Origin of the sequence: Campylobacter sp. RM16189, assembly GCF_012978815.1 — a bacterium.
Classification (GTDB): domain Bacteria; phylum Campylobacterota; class Campylobacteria; order Campylobacterales; family Campylobacteraceae; genus Campylobacter_A.
In genome coordinates this window covers 53008-70757 of the sequence record NZ_LIWR01000044.1, presented here as the reverse complement: position 1 = coordinate 70757, position 17750 = coordinate 53008, and the positions used below count along the sequence as shown (strand labels likewise).

Annotated in this window: 14 protein-coding genes; 7 read left to right on the top strand and 7 right to left on the bottom strand. The window is 39.8% G+C overall.

Annotated features, from left to right (window positions below; all coding sequences use genetic code 11):
* Positions 1–221: 221 nt before the first annotated feature.
* The 4 genes from CDOM16189_RS08430 to folE all read right to left on the bottom strand — a co-directional run bounded on the left by CDOM16189_RS08430 (position 222) and on the right by folE (position 4876).
* Positions 222–1214: an iron-sulfur cluster assembly scaffold protein gene (locus CDOM16189_RS08430; protein ID WP_169976415.1), complete on the bottom strand. Its 993-nt coding sequence runs from the start codon at positions 1212–1214 to the stop codon at positions 222–224.
* A 69-nt stretch (positions 1215–1283) separates the two neighbouring features.
* Positions 1284–2474 carry a NifS family cysteine desulfurase gene (locus CDOM16189_RS08425; RefSeq protein WP_169976413.1) on the bottom strand — a complete coding sequence of 397 codons (1191 nt, stop codon included), beginning with the start codon at positions 2472–2474 and terminating at the stop codon, positions 1284–1286.
* Positions 2475–2984: 510 nt separating this feature from the next.
* Positions 2985–4289, bottom strand: a complete 1305-nt coding sequence (gene fliI, locus CDOM16189_RS08420) for a flagellar protein export ATPase FliI (protein ID WP_169976411.1) — start codon at positions 4287–4289, stop codon at positions 2985–2987.
* Positions 4289–4876: a GTP cyclohydrolase I FolE gene (folE, locus tag CDOM16189_RS08415; protein WP_169976409.1), complete on the bottom strand. Its 588-nt coding sequence runs from the start codon at positions 4874–4876 to the stop codon at positions 4289–4291. The genes fliI and folE overlap by 1 nt, the downstream gene beginning before the upstream one ends.
* 133 nt (positions 4877–5009) lie before the next feature.
* On the opposite strand from folE, the gene tig reads away from it, so the two are divergent.
* From tig to purN, 7 genes are read left to right on the top strand one after another with little or no spacing between them, the layout of a single operon-like run.
* Complete coding sequence (gene tig, locus CDOM16189_RS08410) at positions 5010–6389, top strand: trigger factor (RefSeq protein ID WP_169976407.1); 1380 nt, start codon at positions 5010–5012, stop codon at positions 6387–6389.
* A complete protein-coding gene (gene clpP, locus CDOM16189_RS08405) occupies positions 6386–6976 on the top strand; it encodes an ATP-dependent Clp endopeptidase proteolytic subunit ClpP (protein WP_169943013.1) in 591 nt (196 codons plus the stop codon). The genes tig and clpP overlap by 4 nt, the downstream gene beginning before the upstream one ends.
* An 11-nt stretch (positions 6977–6987) precedes the next feature.
* On the top strand, positions 6988–8007 hold the full coding sequence (locus CDOM16189_RS08400; RefSeq protein ID WP_169976405.1) for a GGDEF domain-containing protein: 1020 nt from the start codon (positions 6988–6990) through the stop codon (positions 8005–8007).
* Between the two features lie 7 nt (positions 8008–8014).
* A complete protein-coding gene (def, locus tag CDOM16189_RS08395; protein ID WP_169976403.1) occupies positions 8015–8533 on the top strand; it encodes a peptide deformylase in 519 nt (172 codons plus the stop codon).
* Positions 8530–10056, top strand: a complete 1527-nt coding sequence (locus tag CDOM16189_RS08390; RefSeq protein WP_169976401.1) for a YifB family Mg chelatase-like AAA ATPase — start codon at positions 8530–8532, stop codon at positions 10054–10056. Before def ends, CDOM16189_RS08390 begins: the two co-directional genes overlap by 4 nt.
* Positions 10053–11462 carry an NAD(P)H-hydrate dehydratase gene (locus CDOM16189_RS08385; RefSeq protein WP_169976399.1) on the top strand — a complete coding sequence of 470 codons (1410 nt, stop codon included), beginning with the start codon at positions 10053–10055 and terminating at the stop codon, positions 11460–11462. Before CDOM16189_RS08390 ends, CDOM16189_RS08385 begins: the two co-directional genes overlap by 4 nt.
* Positions 11444–12022, top strand: a complete 579-nt coding sequence (purN, locus tag CDOM16189_RS08380; protein WP_169976397.1) for a phosphoribosylglycinamide formyltransferase — start codon at positions 11444–11446, stop codon at positions 12020–12022. The genes CDOM16189_RS08385 and purN overlap by 19 nt, the downstream gene beginning before the upstream one ends.
* Before the next feature lie 33 nt (positions 12023–12055).
* Here the strand turns inward: purN and CDOM16189_RS08375 are convergent, their stop codons facing one another.
* The 3 genes from CDOM16189_RS08375 to CDOM16189_RS08365 are packed head-to-tail and all read right to left on the bottom strand — an operon-like array spanning position 12056 to position 17690.
* Entirely contained in the window at positions 12056–13438 is a 1383-nt protein-coding gene (locus tag CDOM16189_RS08375; protein ID WP_169976395.1) for an efflux transporter outer membrane subunit, read from the bottom strand.
* Entirely contained in the window at positions 13431–16565 is a 3135-nt protein-coding gene (locus CDOM16189_RS08370) for an efflux RND transporter permease subunit (RefSeq protein WP_170000973.1), read from the bottom strand. The genes CDOM16189_RS08375 and CDOM16189_RS08370 overlap by 8 nt, the downstream gene beginning before the upstream one ends.
* Entirely contained in the window at positions 16566–17690 is a 1125-nt protein-coding gene (locus CDOM16189_RS08365) for an efflux RND transporter periplasmic adaptor subunit (protein ID WP_170000972.1), read from the bottom strand. It lies immediately after the preceding gene.
* Positions 17691–17750 lie beyond the last annotated feature (60 nt).

Here is a 17750-nt window from a genome sequence, read left to right as displayed (position 1 = left end):
ATACTTTAAAAACTTCGTAAATTCGCGATGTTATCACTAAAATGTTTAAAATAAATATTTCAAATTTAAAATTTAAATATAAATTCAGACAGCCAAATTCGGTTTAATTATATAAATTATTTCAAATTTGAGCTATTTAATAAGAAATTTGGCTCATTGAAAGATAGATCGACGGCTTTTAGAAGTCAAATTTAACTCCAAAGCCGTCAGTATGCATTAAATCAAATAGGTAAAACCCTGATATTTTGACTTAAATTTTCTTGTAGTACGTTTTCGATCGCATATAATGTTCCACCCGAACCGCTTGCACATCCCGAGCAAGCCCCAAGATATCGGATGTAGATATCGATAATGCCTTTGTCGTTTTTCTTGATATCAAGAATTTCCATATTTCCGCCGTCCATCATAAGCATAGGGCGGATTTCGGCATCTATAACCGCTTCAACCGCTTTAAGCTGACCTACTACCGTAAGCTCTTCAAATGCCAAATCGCTATCGTTTCCTGAAATTTTAGCGTCCGCGATGGCTTTTAGCTTTTCAGCTTCCATCTGCGCTCTGGTTTCCGCTAGGATATCCACCAGATAATACTCTCTTTTTTCATGTCCGCCAGGCTTGATGCATGATTTACAAAATGCGCCGGCCTTTGTGTATTGAGTTATCTCTTCAACCGTTTTTAGGTCATTCATCCTGATAACGTCGCGTATCGTACCAAGGCTTATGCGAGCGCACTCACATACGATGATCTCATCTTCAAAATGATCGGGATCCACGCCTTTATAGCTTGCCGCAGCCGCCTTGATAACATCATAAGCCATTACCGAGCAGTGCATCTTTTGAGGCGGGACGGCAGGAGTTTCAGGATCGTCTCTCATCGCCTTTTCTACATCTATATTTGTGATTTTTACCGCCTCATCAACCGTTTTGCCGATACAAAGCTCAGCCATAGTATCAGAGCTTGCTATCGCCGTTCCACAGCCGAAGCTTTTGAATTTCGCGTCCATGATGATATCTGTTTTTTCATCAACTAACCAATAAAGCCTCACCGCATCGCCGCAGCTTTCAGCGCCAAAATCAGCTACTATCAGCTTGCCGCCGCGCTCTTTTGCCTCTTCTTCTGTGATCTGTCCCATATTGCGAGGGCTGTTCATTAGGTCTTGAACTTTTTGTGAGTATTCATCCCAAATCGAGCCGCCGATTAAATCGTGTTTTGCCATTTTATTCCTTTTGAGGCTTGTTTAGCAACTTGGCTAAATCAGCTCCTTCTTTTTAAATTTATAAATTTATTAAAGCCCGCTTACATGCCAATCCGGCGTATAAGCAAACGTACTTGAAATCGCTCTTAATCTTTCAACGGCTTTTTTGATATGCACTATCGCGTAATCAATCTCTTCTTCGGTGTTAAATCTTGAAAGGGATAGCCTTAAAGCCGTATGTGCAAGCTCCTTGTCAGCACCGATCGCTTCCATTATAGGGTTGCTCTCAAGCGTTTCGCTCGCACAAGCAGAACCTGTAGAAGCAGCAATGCCAGCTTGGTTTAAATCCCAAAGCATAGCTTCGCCTTCAACGCCTTTAACTGCGGCCAAAATAGTGTTTGGCAAGCGATGAGCCCTATCTCCCACAACTGAAATTTCAGGAATTTCAAGTAGAGCGTCTTCAAGTTTGTCTCTTAATTTTCTAACGTGTAAATTTTCAAATTCCATTAGTTTGTTGCTATTTTCCAGCGCTTGCGCCATACCTACGATACCTGCTACGTCAAGCGTTCCGCTTCGTCTGCCGCCCATATGCTCGCCTCCGTGAAGCAAGCTGGTAAGCGGCTGAGAATTTTTGATATAAAGTCCGCCGATGCCTTTTGGACCGTGAAATTTGTGTGCGGAAAAACTCATAAAATCCATATTTATATCTTGCACGTTTATTTTTATCTTGCCGACCGTTTGCGTGGCATCTGTGTGAAAGAGCGCGCCGTATTCGTGCGCTATAGCCGCAAGCTCCTTAACGGGAAAAATTGTCCCCGTTTCGTTATTTGCCCACATTACGCTTACAAGTGCGGTTTTTTCATCTATCAAATTTCTTAAATCGTTTGGATCTAAAAGCCCGTTTTCATCAACCGGAATGTGGCTTACTCTTATGCCAAATTGCTTCAAAAATTCGCATGCCGCGCCAGTTGCTGGGTGTTCTACAGAACTGATTATGATATGATCTTTGTCTTTATTTAACATATGATCAAAAAATACGCCTTTTATAACCCAGTTATTACTCTCTGTCGCGCAGCTTGTTACGATGATATCGTCTTTATCCCTAGCGTTAAAGGCCGTATAAAGCTGATCCATTGCGCGGCGCAAAGCAGGGTGAGTTTCGCTGCCAAATCTGTGAAGCGAGTTCGGGTTTCCATATTTTTCGCAATAAAACGGTTTCATGAGCTCGAAAGCTTCGGGATCAACCATCGTAGTTGCGTTGTTATCTAAATAAACTCTCAAATTTTTGCCTTTTAATTAGGATAGATTTTATCCTTTTTTATTTTTTCAGGATATTATAACAAATTGCATAAAATTTAGTTTAAAATTTAGGCTTAATTTTTTCAAATTTGGTGTGATTTTGATATTGAATTTATATTGAAATTCTTTATCAATTTACTATTTATTCGAAGTTTGAGCTGTCTTGGCTTCTCTTTAAGACGCAATGCTTTTAAAATTAATTGATTTTCTTAAGTTTTGCAAAGCAAAATTCTTAAAATTTGCCGGTTTTATAAAATCTATCTTTAGTAAAACAGTCTATCATAAAACCTTGCGCTATCGCCACACGCTTCGCTGGTTTGAAATAAAAACTCGCCACTTTTTTTATTTGAAAAGGCGTTAGAATACATATTTTTAATCGAGGTATTTGAAGCGACCGTCTCTTGAAATTTTGAGTAAAAAATTAAGTTGAGCGAAACAGCCTATTTCTATTTAATGTATAAATTTATTTCTAAAATTTTGTAAAGATTAGATTTAGTTTATCTCTCTTAGCATCGCCTCGCTTCTTTCAAAGCTAAAGCCTTCATCTTCGTCTTGCTTAAGGAATTTATCGATGAATTCTCGCTTTGATATTGCTGCATCAAGCTCTTTGTCGTTGCCTTTTTGGTAAGCTCCGATACGAAGCAAAATTTCATTTTCTTTTATAAGCGAATAAAATCTCTTAAATTTAGCCACGTTTGCCTTGTGTTCGGGCGTGATTAGATCGTTCATCACACGCGAAGCGGAATTTAGGATATTTATCGGCGGATAAATTCCAAAGTCTGTTAGTTCCCTACTTAGCACGATGTGTCCGTCAAGTATGGAGCGGCTTTGATCGGCTATCGGATCGCTCATGTCATCGCCATCAACCAAAACCGTAAAAAACGCAGTGATAGAGCCTTTGCCTTCTTCTTTTCCCGCCCGCTCCATTAGTTGCGGAAGTAGCGTAAGCACGGAAGGTGGATACCCCTTAGATGTAGGCGGCTCGCCAAGCGCTAGTCCTATCTCGCGCTGCGCCATGGCAAATCTTGTCACGCTATCCATGATAAACAGCACGTCTTTGCCTTGGTTTTTGAAGTATTCTGCTACGCTCATAGCGCAAAATGCGCCGTATTTTCGCATAAGCGGGCTATCATCGCTTGTAGCTACCACAAGCACCGTGCCGCTTAGATCTCCATGCAAGTTTTTTTCGATAAATTCGGGCACTTCACGACCTCTTTCGCCAATGAGCGCCACTACTTTAACGGGAGCCTCGGAATTTTTTACGATCATGCCCATTAGAGTGCTTTTACCGACTCCACTTCCTGCGAAAATTCCCAGCTTTTGACCTTTGCCGCAAGTTAAAAGCGCGTCTATGCTCTTAACTCCTACGCTAAAAATCTCATCTATAAGACCTCTTTTCATAGCATCAATAGGCGCTTTCATGATGGGAGCAAAATCATCGGTATAAATAGCTCCCTTGCCGTCTTTAGGGCTCATAAATGGATCCACTACGCGCCCAAGAAGCGCATCGCCGACAGGGATTTTCATGCCTTGATCGCTTAGATAGACAAGATCTCCTATCTTGTAGCCCTCGACAAATCCAAACGGCGATATAAAAGCTCCGTCTTGTTTGATCTCGGTAACCATGCCAAGACCTCTTTTGCTTTTGTCGCGCGCTACGATCTGGACGATATCGCCAATGCTTGGACGAAGCCCTGAAATTTCAATAGTAGTTGATGAAATTTTATTTATCACTCCAAAGACGTTTGAAAGGGATAAATTTGAGTTTAGCTTGGATTTTAGACGCTGTAAACTCACTAGAATCTCACTTCTTTTGGCGAATTTATAAGAGCGAAAAACTCTCTTCTGGTGTCTGCATTTTTGATAAAAATTCCTCTTAACGCTGAAGTCGTGGTGGTTGAGTTTATCTTTTCAACTCCTCTCATCTCTACGCACATATGCCTTGCTTCTATCACCACGCCAACGCCTTTTGGTTTGATAACTTCTTGAATCGCGCTTGCGATCTGTTCGGTCATCTGCTCTTGAATTTGAAGCCTTCTTGCAAAGATATTTACCATGCGAGGAAGTTTGCTAAGCCCCACAACCTTGCCGTCTGGTATATACGCCACATGAACGCGCCCGATTATAGGAAGCAGATGATGCTCGCAAAGGCTATAAAATTCAATATCCCTCATCAAAACCATTTCGTTGTTTGAACTTTCAAAAAGCGCGTCGTTTAGCACCTCTTTTGGATCTTGTTCATAGCCTTGAGTTAGAAATTTAAACGCCTTAAAAACTCTTTCGGGAGTTTTGATAAGACCTTCTCTATTTACGTCCTCGCCGATTATCTCAAGCATGTTTTTAACCGAATTTTCAAAGCTAATTTTTTGCTGATTTTCTTGCATTTTTGATTTCCTTAAAATTTAGCCACATTTTACATTAAAGCGCCTTTTGCATTGATAAATTTCAAATTTATACAACTAATAAGGAAAAATTTGATATATTCATTAGAAAATTTTTATTTTTAAAAGGAAATAAATGGAACTCAAAACCAAAGTTATAGACACTGCCAACGCTTCGGTAACGGCTAAAATCTCAAGCGAAGAGATAAAATCAAAGCTTGAAAATCTTGCTAAAAAAGCAGCTAAAAATATGAAAATGGAAGGCTTTAGAGTTGGTAAAGTGCCTGTAAATTTAGTCTTAAAAAGATACGAAAAAGAGCTAACTAGCGATGCGGAACAAGACGCTTTAAAAGATCTTATAGACGCCGCTTTAAAAGAGCTTAATAGAAAAACAGATGAGGTTATCGGCGAGCCGATGTTTATAAAATTCGAAAGAGAAGAGGGCGCTATCGATACCGAGATAGAAATTTCATTTAAACCCGTCGTAAATTTGGACGGATACGAAGAACTTATACCTGAATTTTCAACTCCTCGCGTTATGAAAAAAGAGATTGACGAGAAAAAAGACGAGCTTTTAAAGATGGTAGCTCCGCTTGAGAAAGTCGATAAGAAAAAGCTAGAAAAAGGCGACTTTGCTAAATTTGATTTTGAAGGTTTCGTAGACGGCGTTGCGTTTGATGGCGGCAAGGCTGAAGGATATGTGCTTGAGATAGGTTCAGGTCAGTTTATACCGGGCTTTGAAGACGGAATGATCGGTCTAAAAGTCGGTGAAGAAAAAGATGTAGAGGTAACATTTCCTGCCGAGTACGGTGCACCAAATTTAGCAGGCAAAGCGGCTGTGTTTAAAGTAAAACTGCATGAAATTCAAGGCAAAAACGTAGCAAAAGAGATAGACGAAGAGCTTTTAAAACAACTTATGCCAAATGAAGAAAACGCTAGCGTTGAGCTTCTTGAAGAGAGAATCAAAGATCAAATCAGAGCTGACAAGCAGTATAAGCTGGTAAATGAAGAGCTTAAGCCGAAATTCGCAGAAGCCATAGTAGAAAAGTATAAATTCGATATACCAAAAAACATCGTAGAGCAAGAGATAGATATGCAATTCCGCGGTGCATGGAGCGGTTTTAGTGAAGATGAGATGAAGAGCTTCAGAGACGATAAAGACGCTCTAACTAAAAAGCGTGAGACATTCCGCGAAGATGCGCAAAAGAGCGTGAAACTAACGTTTATCATAGATGAGCTTGCTAGAAGAAGAAATGTAGCCGTAAGCGATCAAGAGCTTATCCAAGCTGTTTATTTTGAGGCTTACAGATCAGGGCTTGATCCGAAACAACACCTTGAAAACTACAAAAATCAAGGAGTTTTGCCTGCTATAAAGATGTCAATGATAGAAGAGAAGCTGTTTAACGAGATGTTTGACAAAAAAGAAGAAAAAGCTGAAAAAGAGCCTAAAAAAGCGGCTAAAGAAAAAGACGAACCAAAAACTGAAAAAAAGACAACAAAAAAGGCGGATAAATGAGCTATTACGTCCCATACGTAATCGAGCGAACAAGCAAGGGCGAGCGAAGTTATGATATCTATTCTCGCCTCTTAAAAGATCGTATCGTAATGCTAAGCGGAGAGATAGAAGACGGCATAGCATCTTCTATCGTGGCTCAAATGCTGTTTTTAGAGGCCGAAGATCCCGATAAGGATATCTATCTATACATAAATAGCCCCGGCGGAGTTATCACAAGCGGCTTTAGTATATATGATACGATGAACTATATAAAGCCCGATGTTTGCACGATCTGCATAGGTCAAGCCGCATCAATGGGGGCTTTTTTGTTAAGTTGCGGAACTCCCGGCAAAAGATATGCACTTCCAAATTCTCGCATCATGATACACCAGCCTTTAGGCGGTGCTAGAGGTCAAGCTACGGATATAGAAATTCAAGCTAAAGAAATTTTGCGTATGAAAGAAATTCTAAACTCTATCTTGGCTAAAAACACGGGTCAAAAATTAAGCAAAATAGCAAAAGATACCGATAGGGACTTTTTCATGAGTTCGTTTGAAGCCAAAGAATATGGGCTAATCGATAAAGTTTTGGAGAAAAGCTTTAAATAACGAGGTTAAATTTGATTAAAGTTAATAAGAAGAAGGCTGAAAATACCGTAACTATAAAAGACAAGGAACCTGCAGAGTTTAATATATATGGGTTTTCCGAGGATGTTATAAAAGAGCTTATAGAGGAAAATATACCATCTATTCCTAAAAATTACTCTATTTTCTTTGAAAAGATGCTTGATAAAAAGTCTGATGATTTTAAGAAAAAAATTACCGAGATTATAGAGATTGAAGATGAGATAGGTAGAATAGAAGACTATAGGCAAATTTACATCGAGCGAGAGATTAAGCAGAGTTTTGCTCAGATAAAAAGCATGTTGCAAGCGGTCGCACTTATATATAAAAACCTTGGAATTATGAAAACTATTATAAAAAAACGCTCAGATAGCCTTGAAGCAAATTCGAATTTACTTACAGTTCAAAGCGTATTTAATGCATTTAATGATGACTTGGATAAGCTTAATACTTTAATTAATAAGCATATTGACGTTATCAAATTAAACTATGAAGAGATCAGTAGAGTTTTTAAAGTCGTAGAGGAACAATCCATATACGATCCTAAATTTGATCTCTATAATAAAAAGTTTTTCTTAAAAACTTTGGAATCAGAGCTTCAATATGTAAAAAAATATGGATATAAATCATCTTTTATGCTTGTAAGGCCAAAAGATGAAATGATGAATCTTTTAGGTGTTAGAGATAGGCAGGCGATACTTAAAAACATCTCAAGATTTCTTCTTAGGACATCAAGAAGAAGCGATATTTTAGCACATTATGGCGATGGAATTTTTGCTATGCTTATGAAGCACACCGATATAGAAGGTGCAAAAAAAGCGTGCGAAAGAATTGCCGATATGTTCTATACAACGACATTTTTGATAGCTGAAAGCGATATAGAGATAGATATAGAGATAGCGGTTTGCGATCTAAATACCACAAAAACTATTGAAGAGGTTCTTTCGCATACATTGGATATGCTTGCAAAAAGCGGACGACATAAGTCAAAATACGTGATAGTAGAGGATAAGTAGTTTAATCATGGTGTTAGCAGTTTTAACATATCCTGACAAGAGGCTGTATCAAAGATCGGCAGATATAGATACCTTTGATCAAAATTTACATACTTTTTTAGATAATATGTATGATACAATGATAGCAAAAAATGGCATCGGATTAGCTGCTATTCAGGTTGGAAATCCGATTCGGGCATTGATTATAAATTTAGTCAATGAAGAGAGTGAAATCCAAGAAAGAGCCGATCTGCTCGAGATAATCAACCCAAAAATAGTTCGCAAAGAAGGCGAGCAAATTTTTCAAGAAGGCTGCCTTAGCGTGCCAGGATTTTATGAGGATGTTAAGCGTGCCGAAAAGATAACCTTAAACTATCAGGATAGGCACGGCAAAGAGTGCGAGCTTGAAGCGGACGGGCTTTTAGCCGTTGCGATACAACACGAGATTGATCACCTTGACGGACATCTTTTTATAGAAAAAATCGGCTACAACAAACGCAAAAAATTTGATAAAGAGTATAGGAAGTTAAAGAATAAAACTTTATGAAATCGCTAAAATGCGCTACTTACACAGATGGTTTAAAGATTGTTGATGTAGAAGCAACATTTAATAGAGGGTTGCCAGCACTTAGCATCGTAGGGCTTGCAAGCACAAGTATCAAAGAGAGCGAAGCAAGGGTAAAGTCAGCTCTCTTAGCTCAAAATTTCTCCTTTCCCGCTCAAAAAATCATCATAAATCTCTCTCCTTCAGACATGCCAAAGACGGGCAGCCATTTTGACCTTCCTATCGCGCTTTTGATCGCTTTACAAAAAGAGGTTAAGAGCAACTCTCTTAGTGAATTTTTCGTTTTTGGCGAGCTTGGACTTGACGGAAGCATCAAGAGCACGGCAAGCATGTTTTCTATACTTTTGTTTTTAAGCACAAGCGTTACAAAGGCTAAGGTTTTAGTGCCAAAAGAGATAGCTAAAAATGCTGCGATGATACCGAATTTAGAAATTTATGCCGTAAGTAAGCTTGATGAGGCGATAAAATTTTTTCTTGATGATGAGTTTAAGCAGCAGTGTTTAGCCAAAGAGACTCATCCGCTATTTTCAAATTTGACTCAAATTTGTGGTAAAAGTTACGTCGCAAACTCAAAATTTGAGCTTGATTTTAAGGATATCAAAGGTCAGACTAGAGCCAAAAGAGCTTGCCTCATAGCTGCTTGCGGCATGCATAACATCATCTTTGAAGGAAGCCCAGGGTGTGGCAAAAGCATGAGTGCAAAGCGCTTGAGATATATCCTTCCGCCTCAAAATTTAGATGAAATTTTACTAAGCGCGGCATACGCGTCGCTAAATTTGCAAGATCACGAATTTAGCGTGCTTAGAGCTTTTAGAAGCCCGCATCATACATCGACAAAAAGCTCGATCTTTGGAGGTGGAACGGCAAGCGCAAGGATAGGCGAAGTCGCACTTGCAAACGGCGGGATACTGTTTTTTGACGAGCTTCCACACTTCGGTAAGCAAATTTTAGAAAGCCTTCGAGAGCCGCTTGAGGATAACCAAATCCACATCTCAAGAGTAAATTCCAAGATAACTTACAAGACAAAATTTATGTTTGTTGGAGCGATGAATCCCTGCCCGTGCGGAAATTTGCTCTCAAAGCAGCTAAATTGCAGATGTTTAGAAACCGATATCAAGCGATACAAGGCGAAAATTTCAGAGCCTCTTTTGGATAGGATCGACCTGCACGTGCTTATGGATGAGGTTGCAAGTAGCGATAAAAGCGATATAACGAGTGCCGATATGCAGCGTGAAGTTTTGCGTGTTTTTGAAGTGCAGATGAGGCGAGGACAAAGCGAGCTAAACGGTAAATTAAGCGATAAAGAGATAGCCAAATTTTGTATTTGCGATAGCGAAGCAAAGGGTGTTCTTGATATGTCTATCGCAAGATTTGCGCTAACTCAAAGAGGCATAAATAAGATTTTAAAAGTAGCTAGAACTATCGCCGATCTTGAGGGCTCGCAAATCATAAAGAAACCTCATATCCTAGAAGCGCTTAGCTATAGAGTAAGGAGCGAAGTTTGAAGAAGCTTTTTATGACCACAGCCGAGCTTGATCTAAGAGCTTGCGTTGAGTTTGGGTTAAATGATGAAATTTTGATGGAAAATGCAGCTTGCGCCCTTGCTAAAGAGGTGCGAAAAAATGTCAAAAAGGGTTTTAAAATTTTAGGCGTTTGCGGAAGTGGAAATAACGCTGCAGATGTCGTTGCCACACTTAGAATGCTAAGCAGTGAGTATGAGTGCGAGCTCTTTTTAGTATTTGATAGACAAAATGAGATGCTTAAAACTCAAATTGATAGAGCGCGTAAGCTCGGAGTTAAATTTGTCAAAGATATCGGTAAGTATAAATGCATAATAGATGGAATTTTTGGCTCAGGATTAAATAGAGAGCTGGATAAGCAAGCCATAAATCTGATAAATCTTTTAAATTCAAAAAAGGCTTACAGGATAGCTTGCGATATACCTAGCGGACTTGATAAATTTGGAAATAGCCTTGGAGCCGTTTTTAAAGCAGATACGACTATAACTATGGGGGCTAGAAAGGCAGCTCTTTATTCTGATTTTGCAAAGGATTTTACTGGCAGGATAAGGGTTGCAAATTTGGGTATGGGAGCTAGGAAATTTGAGGGTGAAACTAATATTTTTAAGCTTAGCAAGGCAGATATGAGGCTTCCTCTTAGAGTGAAGGCTAACACTAACAAGGGTGATTTCGGACATGTTTTTGTTGTTAGTGGTGAGTTTAGCGGAGCTGCTAAAATCGCTGCAAAGGCTGCTTTAACTATGGGAGCGGGACTTGTTAGTATAGTTAGCGAGAAGGCCAATATAAAAGCTGGCATGCTTTTTATGCAGTCAAAAAAGATAAGCGAAAAGATGGCTTACGGAGCTCTTGGTATGGGACTTGGCAAGCTTAGTGAGGCTAAAAAAGATGAGCTTTTTAAAGAGCTAAAGAGTAAAAAAGCTCTTGTTATAGATGCCGATCTTTGTTATGAAAAGCGAATAATAGAGCTTTTAAAGACAAAAAAAGATATCGTTATAACCCCTCATCCAAAGGAGTTTTGCTCTCTTTTAGAGCTTGGGGGATTTGGGAAATTTAGTGTTAGTGAAATTCAACAAAACCGCTTTAAATTAGCTCAAATGTGGAGTGAGAAATTTCCTAACGTTTTGGTGCTAAAAGGGGCTAATACTATTATCGCTCAAAACTGTAAAATTTATATTATGCCTTACGGAGATGCTTCCTTGTCAAAAGGCGGAAGCGGAGATGCTCTAAGTGGTATTATTATCTCTTTGTTAGCTCAAGGATACTGCACACTAGACGCGGCGATTACCGGTATTTTGGCTCACGCTTTAAGTGTGAAAAATTTAAAACAGAATAACTACTCAATAACTGCAAAAGATATTATAAAAGGGCTTAAATGGTTACGAAAAAAATAGCGATTTTATTTAGCGGAAGAGGGTCAAATTTAGAGTCGATTTTGTCAAAAATCCATAATAAAATTTTTAATAACGTCAAAATTGAAGTCGTCCTAACGCTAACAAATAAAGATAACGCTTACGGTATAGAAAGAGCTAGAAAATACGGGCTTGAAAGCGTAGTTATAGAGCATACTAAATTTAACTCACGCGAAGAATTTGACGCTGCGTTAGTTAGCGAGATTAAAAAATATAACGTAGATCTTGTAGTTTTAGCCGGTTTTATGAGAATACTAACTCCTGTTTTTACTACTCAAATTAAGGCCATCAATCTTCATCCATCTTTACTGCCACTCTTTAAAGGCGCTTACGCAATAAAGGAGAGTTTTGAAAGCGATATGTTAGTTGGAGGCGTTAGTGTGCACTATGTTAGCGAGGAGCTTGACGGAGGAAAGCTTATCATGCAAAGGGCTTTTGAAAAGCATGACGGCATGAGTTTAGAGGAGTTTGAGGACAAAATTCACTCTATAGAGCATGAAATTTTGCCTGAAAGTATCGTAAAAATTCTTTGCAAGGCATAAATTTAGCCCATTTTAAAAGGGCTAAATTTGGATTTATTTTAAATTTTCCGCCTTAAATCCGCCACCAAAAGCCTTATAAATTTCTACAATTGAATTGATCAAATTTAAATTTGCATTTACATCTTGAAGCTTGTTTGCAAGCAGATTTCTTTGAGCGTCAAGCAGCTCAAGATGGCTACTGTAGCCCTCTTCAAATTTGCTCTTTGCTATCTTATAAATCTTTTCTTGCGAGTTTAACAGAGCCTTTACGCTCTTTTGGGATAGTTTGGCATTCTCTCTTTTTAAAAGTGCGTCTCTAACCTCGCTTAAAGCGGTTTTAATACTCTTTTCATAAGCCAATGCCGCGATTTGCTCGTTGGTCTCGGCGATTTTTACATTGTTTTTTATGCGTCCGTTATCAAATATCTTTTGTGTTAGCGATCCACCTAAGCTCCAAGTATTTGCATTTGCGTCAAAGAGTCTTGCTAAATCGTTACTAACAAAACCTAAAAGCCCCGTTAGCGATATGGATGGGTAATATGCCGCCTTAGATACGCCGATTAGCGCATTTGTAGCCTTTAAATTTTCATAGGCACTAGCAACATCGCTTCTTCTAAGCAGTATGTCTGCGCTTATGCCGGCTTTTACTTCCGGTTCTTTTGGCAGTTTTTTGGAGCTTTTTATGACACCTTTTAAAATTTCATCGTTGCTTTTGCCGCTCATTATGCTAAGCGAATTTAGTGCTAGGCTGATTGAGTTTTTGATATCTACAAGGCTTGCTTTGGCACTATCTACTTGAGCTTTGCTTTGCAAAAAGGTGATGTTATCGACACTTCCAAACTCAAGCTGAGTTTTTCTGAAATTCATTATCTCTTCATAATTTTTGAGAGTATCGCTTAGCACCTTTTCTCGCATGTTTAAAGCAACCAAAGTGAAGTAGCTTTTGGCAATATTTGATGCTATGGTAAGTCTTGCGCTGTCGTAGTCAAATTTGCTCGCTTTTAAGCTTGACTTGGAAGCTTCTATGCTGTTTTTGACCCTGCCCCAAAGATCTATCTCGTAGTTTAGCCCGAAATTTAGAGAGTGGTTTGTGTATTTTACATTGTCTTGTTTTGTGTAGGTTTCACCGCTTGTTCTGGCTCTTGTAGCGCCTGCGTTTAAATTTACGCTAGGAAACAGATCCGCACTTGCTATGCCAAGGCTTGCTTTTGCTTTTTGCAAATTTAAAAAGGCTATCTTAAGATCGATGTTGTTGTTAAGAGCTTCTTCAACGATGGCATTTAAATTTTCATCGCCAAATTCTTCCCACCATCTATCTTTGATATCGGTTGTGAGCTGATAAGTCGCCTCAAAATTTGTATCGACATTTGGCAGCTCAGGTCTAAACGAGCAGCCTGCAAAAAATATCGCAACAGCGATTATGAGTAGATTACGCATGGGCGCTCTCCTTTACTTTTGGCTTTTTATCCCAAAATTTGTTGTTTAAATTTTCAAGCAGATAGTAAAACATCGGCACAAAAAAGATCGCTATCGTGGTTGCCGCTATCATGCCGCCGATCACTCCCGTGCCAAGTGCATGACGAGACGCGGCTCCTGCGCCTGTGCTTATAACCATTGGGAAAACTCCTAGCGTAAATGCGATAGAGGTCATTACTATCGGGCGAAACCTTAGTTTAGCCGCATTAACAGCCGCTTCAAAGGCGCTCTTTCCGCTTTCGCGCTCTTGCATCGCAAATTCCACGATCAAAATCGCATTTTTAGCTGATAGTCCGATAAGAAGCAAAAGCCCTATCTGAAAATATATATCGTTAGTTAGCCCTCTAGCCCAAACCGCCACAAGCGAGCCAAACACCGCAAACGGCACGGCTGTGATAACGGCAAGCGGGATGAGCCATCTTTCGTATTGCGCGGCAAGGATCAAAAACACAAACACCATACCAAATATAAACGCCGTAGCGCCCGTTCCTTGTGAGCTAACTTCTTGATAGGCGCTTCCTGACCAGCTTATGGCGTATTCGTCGTTTGATAGCTGCTCTGCGACCACTTCGCTTATTGCTTTAATCGCGTCTCCTGAAGTGTAGCCAGGCTTTGGATCGCCCATGATTTTAGCAGCCGGAAAGAGGTTAAATCTATCCACGATATCAGGCCCAACTCCTCGCTTTAACGTAACAAGCGAATTTAGCGGTATCATCTCGCCGCTGTTTGACTTAACAAAGATATTTCTAAAGTCCTCCGGCGAATTTCTATATGTATCAACAGCTCTTACATAGACGTTATAGGACTTTCCAAGCATATTAAAGTCATTTACGTAGTATGAGCCGATGGTTGCCGCTATGGTGCTAAAGATATCAGGCTCGCTTACTCCTAAGAGCTTTGCCTTTTGCTTATCTACGGTTAGATTATACTGCGGATAGGTTGTCTCAAGCGTGGTTCTTACGCTTGTAAGCTCCGGGCGAGCATTTGCTGCGGCGACTACTTTTAAAGCGTCTTTTTCGATCTCGTTATATGTTTTGCCGGTTTTGTTAAGCAGGTACATATCAAAGCCACCGGTTATGCTAAGCCCTGTTATCGGCGGGACGTTTACGACGAAAGTCATTGATTCTTTTGAGCCCCAAAATATCTTATTAAAATGACCTACTAAAGCGCTAGCCGAACTATCTGCGCTCTTTCTTTCGCTCCAGTCTTTAAGTCTTATGAAAGCAACTGCCGAGTTTTCCTTAAGTGCGCCCGCAAACATATCATATCCAACAAGGCCTGTTGCAAATTCTACGTTTGGATTTTTAGTAAATGCGTCGCTTATATCCTTCATCTCTTTTTTGGTTCTATCCATGACAGAAGCGGGTGGAAGCGAGGTAATGGCTATTATCGAGCCTTTATCTTCAGGCGGCACCAAGCTGCCAGGGATTGAATTAAACAGCACAAATATAGCATAGCCCATAATGCCTATGGCGATGAAGCTTGGAATGATATGTCTTAGTACTTTTGCGACACCTGCTGTAAATATGCTCGTGCTCCAGTCAAAAAATTCGTTAAATTTACGCACGAACCAAAATGGTTGTGATTCTTGCTTTTTAAGCATAACCACGCAAAGTGCGGGCGTCAAGGTAAGTGCGACAAATCCCGAGATACAAACCGAAACAACTAAAGTAAGCGCAAATTGACGCTGTATGACGCCAACAAACCCTTCCATAAATGCAACCGGGATAAATACCGCAGAAAGCACAAGCACGATAGAAACTACCGGCGCGGCAACCTCTTGCATCGCTTTTATAGCAGCGTCTCTTACGCTGATATCTTCTTCATGTAAAATTCTCTCTATATTTTCTATAACGATGATCGCATCATCAACGACTATGCCAATAGCAAGCACGAGAGCAAACAGCGTTATCAAATTTATCGTAAAGCCCATCGCATAAAGCCCTGCAAATGTGCCTATGATAGACACAGGCACCGCAAGCATAGGTATGATGGTCGCGCGAAAACTCTTTAAAAACATATACATAACGACCATTACAAGCACCATCGCCTCTAAAAAGGTCTTCATAACCTCATTTATAGATACTTGTATAAATTCGGTCGGGTTATAAGCGACCGTGTGCTTAAATCCGGTCGGGAAATTTCTTGATAGCTCGTCAAGCTTTTTATTTACGGCATTTACGGTTGCAAGAGCGTTTGCGCCGTTTTGCAAGAAAATGAGCATAGGCACCATCTTTTGTCCGTTTAGCATACCTTCAAACACATAACTTCTTGCTCCAAGCTCGACGTTTGCTACGTCTTTTAGCTTTAGCATAGTGCCTTCTTTTGAAGTTCTTAAGACGATATTTTCAAATTCTTGCACGCTTTTTAGACGCCCTTCGGGTCTAATAGAAAAGACGTAAGGATTGTCCGTAGTGTTTGGCTGCTCTCCTATCTTACCTGTGGCGTATTGTTTGTTTTGCTGATTGATTTGAGCTATGACTTCGCTTGTTGAGATGTTAAATTTAGCAAGCATATCGGGCTTAAGCCAAATTCTCATAGCGTAGTCTTTGTTGCCGATAACCGCGGTATCTCCGACTCCATCGACTCTTTTTATCTCATCTTCGATGTTTGCCAGCACGTAGTTGTGCATCTTGATGATATCCATATCTTCAGATGTAAATGAGATAACCTCAAGTATGCTTGAGCTTCTTTCTCTTACCGTTACGCCTCTTTGCTGAACCTCGCTAGGAAGTTTTGCAAGAGCCGCTTGAACGCGGTTGTTTACATCGATAGCCGCTTGCTTTGAGTCTGCACCTATCTTAAAATATACATTTATACCCATAGTACCGCTTGAGCTTGAGGTGCTTTGCATATAAAGCATATTTTCAACACCGTTTATCTGATCTTCAATCACCGTCGCAACCGAGTCGGCGATAGTCTGCGCATCGGCTCCCGTATATGACGCACTTACTGAAATTTGAGGCGGAGTAAGCTGCGGATACTCTTCGACAGGAAGTCCTTTAATCGCCATTGAGCCTGCTATTACGATGATTATAGATATTACCGTTGCAAAGATAGGTCTATCTATAAAAAATTTAGAAAACATCTAGTTTATCTCCTTATCAGCTTGCGCGCCGGCTCCGACTCTAATCTTTTTAAAGTTATTTATGATGATGAGATCGCCTTCTTCAAGTCCGCTGCTAACTACGGCGTAGTCCTCTTTCTGATATGAAATTTCTACATTTTTTTGCGTGACTTTTTGATCTTTTAGCACAAGCACAAAGGTATTCATAGCGTCTTGCTGGATGGCAACTTGAGGAATTTTAAAGCCGTCTTTTTGATAAAATCCGTCCATAACCACACTTGCAAATGCTCCTGGAAGCAGCTTTAGCTCGCTATTTGCAAATTCAGCCTTAGCTAAAACGCTGCCTACATTTACATCCACAACGCTATCTATAAAAGTTACTTTGCCTTTAAAAATTTGATTCCCCACTTTTAGAGTTGCCTGCGCGCCGTTTTGCGCCCAAGAGCCTGCCTCTACATTTTTAACTCTATTTAGATTATCAACGTCTGCGATATAAAATTTAACGCTTATCGGGTCTATCTGAGTAAGCCTTACAAGCTCGGTTGCGCTAGCTGATACGAATGAGCCCACATCAACCAAATTTTCGCCTAAGATTCCGTCGAATGGCGCAACTACAGTCGTGTAGCCAAGATCTATCTTTGCGTTTTTGGAATTTGCTTTTACGCTTAGCAAGGTTGCGTTTGCTATGTCAAGAGCGCTTTTTGCCGAGTCAAATTCCTTTTGGCTTACGGCTTTTTTCTCGTATAGTTTTTTTACTCTGTTAAATTCGGTTTGAGCGTTTTTAAGTGTTGCGCTTGCGACTCCAACGCTTGCTTCAAGAGCGTCATAGCTTGCTTGATATTTTTCAGGATCGATTAAAAACAGCTTGTCTCCCGCCTTTACCTTATCTCCGGCCTTAAAATACTGCTTTATCAGAGTGCCTGAAACCTTCGGTCTAAGCGTTACATCTTGGTTGCTTGCGATTTTGCCCGGGTATTCAAAGGTGATCGGGATGTCTTCTTTTTTGGCTTTTATGATATCAACTTTTGCAGGCGGAATTTGCTTTGGATCTTGAGCTGATCCTGACTTTAAACTATCTTCTTTAAAACATCCGGTAAATAGAAGCGAAACTATAACTAGAGTAGAAATATTTTTAAAAATATTCATAAAATAACCTTGTTGATGTAGTTTTTAATATTGTAACTTATGTTACAATAAAATTGCTAT

Coding starts and splice junctions, on each gene's coding strand:
- CDOM16189_RS08430 (WP_169976415.1), bottom strand. CDS start 1,214: ATGGCAAAACACGATTTAATCGGCGGCTCGATTTGGGATGAATACTCA.
- folE (WP_169976409.1), bottom strand. CDS start 4,876: ATGCAAGAAAATCAGCAAAAAATTAGCTTTGAAAATTCGGTTAAAAAC.
- tig (WP_169976407.1), top strand. CDS start 5,010: ATGGAACTCAAAACCAAAGTTATAGACACTGCCAACGCTTCGGTAACG.
- clpP (WP_169943013.1), top strand. CDS start 6,386: ATGAGCTATTACGTCCCATACGTAATCGAGCGAACAAGCAAGGGCGAG.
- def (WP_169976403.1), top strand. CDS start 8,015: ATGGTGTTAGCAGTTTTAACATATCCTGACAAGAGGCTGTATCAAAGA.
- CDOM16189_RS08390 (WP_169976401.1), top strand. CDS start 8,530: ATGAAATCGCTAAAATGCGCTACTTACACAGATGGTTTAAAGATTGTT.
- purN (WP_169976397.1), top strand. CDS start 11,444: ATGGTTACGAAAAAAATAGCGATTTTATTTAGCGGAAGAGGGTCAAAT.
- CDOM16189_RS08375 (WP_169976395.1), bottom strand. CDS start 13,438: ATGCGTAATCTACTCATAATCGCTGTTGCGATATTTTTTGCAGGCTGC.
- CDOM16189_RS08370 (WP_170000973.1), bottom strand. CDS start 16,565: ATGTTTTCTAAATTTTTTATAGATAGACCTATCTTTGCAACGGTAATA.
- CDOM16189_RS08365 (WP_170000972.1), bottom strand. CDS start 17,690: ATGAATATTTTTAAAAATATTTCTACTCTAGTTATAGTTTCGCTTCTA.